We start from the raw sequence: 3,590 nt of genomic DNA on the forward strand, positions 1-3,590 counted from the left end.
CGAGGTCGGCGAGATCGCCGCGCGCACCAATCTTCTTGCGCTGAACGCCTCCATCGAGGCGGCCCGCGCCGGCGAGGTCGGGCGCGGCTTCGCCGTCGTCGCCGATGAGGTGCGCAAGCTCTCCGCCCAGTCCGCGCAAAGCGGACAGCGCATCCGCGACACCGTCGACACCGTCGGCCAGGCGCTGGCCCAGACCGTCGCCAACGCCCAGCAGCTCGCCACCCGCGAACACGGCCACATGGACGCCGCCGAGCAGCGCATCGGCCTCGTCCTCACCCGCTTCGAGCGCAGCGGCGACGCCCTCGAGCGCGCCAGCGCCCAACTGCGCGAGGACGGCGCCCGCATCGGCAGGGAGATAGACGATGTGCTCGTCCACCTGCAGTTCCAGGACCGCGTCGGCCAGATCCTCGCCCACGTCATGCAGGACATCGCCAAGCTCGAGGACTTCGTCGCCCGCGGCGCCCATCGCGAGGCCAGTGCCGACGACGTCGGCGCCTGGATGGATGCGCTCGCCGCCACCTACTCCACCGCCGAACAGCATGCCATCCACAAGGGCGCCGCCACCCCGCGCGCCGGTGCCCCCACCGAGATCACCTTCTTCTGATCCCTTCCCGCCAACGCCCGACTCCCCGAGGATTTTTCCTACATGGCCAAGACCATACTCATCGTCGATGACTCCGCCTCGATCCGGATGGTGGTCAAGACCGCCCTCACCGGTGCCGGCTACGAGGTGATCGAAGCCGCCGATGGCCAGGACGCGCTGGCCAGGCTCGATGGCCGCAAGATCAACCTCGTTATCAGCGATGTGAACATGCCGCGCCTGGACGGCATCGGCTTCCTCCGCCAGATGAAGCAGAAGCCCGGCTACCAGTTCACGCCGGTCATCATGCTCACCACCGAGTCCGAGGCGGACAAGATGCGCCAGGGCAAGGAGGCCGGGGCCAAGGCCTGGGTGGTGAAGCCCTTCCAGCCGGCGCAGATGCTCGCCGCGGTGGCGAAGCTGATTCAGCCATGAGCGCCGACACGACGGCGAATGCGCCCGCCGACGAGGCGCCGGCGGCCGATCTGCCCGACGCCGAGGGGCGGATGCGGATCGTGCTCGAGGGCGATGTGGACATCTATGCCGCCGACGCCCTGTGGCGCCGCCTCATCGCCGGCCTGCGCGCCGCTACCGTACTCGAGCTGGACCTGTCGGCGGTGAGCCTGATCGACACCACCGGCCTGCAGATCCTCGCCCAACTCCAGCGCACCGCCGCCCGCGAGGGCCGCAGCCTGCGCCTCAGCGCCCACAGCCCGGCGGCGGCCGAGGCCATCGAGTTCCTCGGGCTCGCGCCCCTGTTCGGCGATCCCCTGCCGATCCAAACCCCCTGGGCCTGAACGGCCCGTCTATCCAGGAGTAGCACGTGGCAGAACGGATTCCCGGCATGGAAGCGGCGCTGCGCACCTTCTTCGAGGAGAGCGGTGAGCTGCTGGCGGCGATGGATGCGCACCTGCGTGCGCTGTGCGAGGAGGGCCATGACGTGGAGCGGCTGCATGCGCTGTTCCGCGCCGCGCATACGATCAAGGGCTCGGCCGGCATGTTCGGCCTGGAGGCGGTCGTCGGCTTCACCCATCACGTGGAGAATCTGCTCTCGCGGCTGCGCGACGGCGCACTCACGCCCACCCCCAGCCTGCTGGAGCTGTTGCTCGAGTGCCGCGACCACCTCGAGGATCTGGTCGGCCGGGCGCTGGAGGACGACGGCGGCGAGGCCCTGCTCGCCCCGCATGGCGATGCGCTGCTCGCCCGCCTGCAAGTGGCCCTGGGCGAGGCAGCGCCGCCGCCGGCCACGGCGGGCGATGGTGCCGGCCAGGCCGCCAGCGCCCCTGCGCCCGCCTCCCCCCCGGTCGCGGCCGAGGCCATGCTGGAACGGGTACAGGCCGACACCTGGCACTTGTCGCTGCGTTTCGCCCCCGGCGTGCTGCGCGACGGCATGGACCCGCTGAGCTTCCTGCGCTACCTGGGCGAACTGGGCCGCATCGTCCACGTCACCACCTTGCTCGATGCGCTCCCGGCGGCCGAGGACTTCGACCCCCTCGCCTGCTACTTCGGCTTCGAGGTCGAGCTCGACTCCGAGCGCGACAAGGCTGCCATCGAAGCGGTGTTCGACTTCGTGCGCGACGACTGCCAGCTGCGCCTGCTGCCGCCGCACAGCCGCATCGCCGACTACGTGCAGCTCATCCACGACCTGCCCGAGGGGCCGGAGCGCCTGGGCGAGATCCTCGTCGCCGCCGGCGCCCTCACCGCCCGTGAGCTGGAGCTCGGCCTCGCCGACCAGACCCGCCTCGCGCCCCAGGCCCAGGTGCCGCTGGGCGAGTTGCTGGTGGCCGAGGGCATGGCCCACCCGCCGGTGGTGGAGGCCGCCCTCGAACGCCAGGCCCAGGCCAAGCAGCGCGCCAGCGCCGACAAGGGCCACGAGTCCCAGTTCGTGCGCGTGCATGCGGAGAAGCTCGACGAACTCATCAACCTCGTCGGCGAACTGGTCATCGCCGGCGCGGCCTCCCACCTGGTCGCCCGCAGCCGCCGCGACCGCCGCGCCCAGGAGGCCGCCGCCGCGGTCAATCGCCTGGTCGAGCAGGTGCGCGATGTGACCCTGAAGCTGCGCATGGTGGAGATCGGCGAGACCTTCAACCGCTTCCACCGCGTGGTGCGCGAACTCGGCCGCGAACTGGGCAAGGACATCGCCCTGGAGATCACCGGCGCCGACACCGAGCTCGACAAGACCATGGTCGAGAAGCTGGGCGATCCGCTCATGCACCTGGTGCGCAACGCCATCGACCACGGCCTGGAGCCCCCCGAGGCCCGCCGCGCCGCCGGCAAGCCCGAGCGCGGGCGGGTGAGCCTGAACGCCTACCACGACTCCGGCGGCATCGTCATCGAGATCGGCGACGATGGCCGCGGCCTGGACCGCGAACGCCTGCTCGCCCATGCCCGCGAGCGCGGCCTCGTCGCCGAGCACGCCCAGCTCTCGGATGCGGAGGTGCACGCCCTCATCTTCGAGCCCGGCTTCTCCACCGCAGAGCAGGTCACCAACGTCTCCGGCCGCGGGGTGGGCATGGACGTGGTCAAAAAGACCATCGCCGCCCTGCGCGGCTCCATCCACATCGATACCACCCCGGGGCAAGGCACCACCCTGCGCCTGCGCCTGCCCCTCACCCTCGCCATCATCGACGGCTTCCTCGTGCGCGTGCAGGGCGTGCCCTTCGTCCTCCCGCTGGAGGCGGTGCGCGAATGCATCGCCCTCGCCCCTGCCCTCGCCGCCGAGCGCCGCCAGTACGTCAATCTGCGCGGCGAGGTCCTCCCCTATGTCCGCCTGCGCGAGCTCTTCGCCCTCGGCGGCGAGGCCCCCAGGCGCGAAAACATCGTCGTCATCCATCACCAGGGACAGCGCATCGGCGTCGTCGTCGATCAGCTCCAGGGCGAACTGCAGACCGTCATCAAGCCCCTCGGACGACTCTTCCGCGGCATGCGCGGACTCTCCGGCTCTTCCATCCTCGGCTCCGGCGAGGTCGCCCTCATCCTCGATGTCGCCGCCATGAGCCACATCGCTACC

The 3,590-nt window shown here is 70.9% G+C and carries 4 protein-coding genes; all 4 read left to right on the plus strand.

Annotated features, from left to right (window positions below; all coding sequences use genetic code 11):
• The coding region (locus C7389_RS25790; protein ID WP_281275417.1) for a methyl-accepting chemotaxis protein at window positions 1-604 on the plus strand (604 nt) is incomplete at its 5' end.
• Between the two features lie 42 nt (window positions 605-646).
• On the plus strand, window positions 647-1,015 hold the full coding sequence (locus C7389_RS24535) for a response regulator (protein ID WP_133595288.1): 369 nt from the start codon (window positions 647-649) through the stop codon (window positions 1,013-1,015).
• A complete protein-coding gene (locus C7389_RS24540) occupies window positions 1,012-1,377 on the plus strand; it encodes an STAS domain-containing protein (RefSeq protein ID WP_211168617.1) in 366 nt (121 codons plus the stop codon). The genes C7389_RS24535 and C7389_RS24540 overlap by 4 nt, the downstream gene beginning before the upstream one ends.
• Window positions 1,378-1,403: 26 nt before the next feature.
• A partial coding sequence (locus tag C7389_RS24545) for a chemotaxis protein CheA (RefSeq protein WP_246034961.1) occupies window positions 1,404-3,590 on the plus strand: 2,187 nt, incomplete at its 3' end.

Source organism: Azoarcus indigens (genome assembly GCF_004361735.1).
In the GTDB taxonomy this organism is placed as follows: Bacteria; Pseudomonadota; Gammaproteobacteria; order Burkholderiales; family Rhodocyclaceae; genus Azoarcus; species Azoarcus indigens.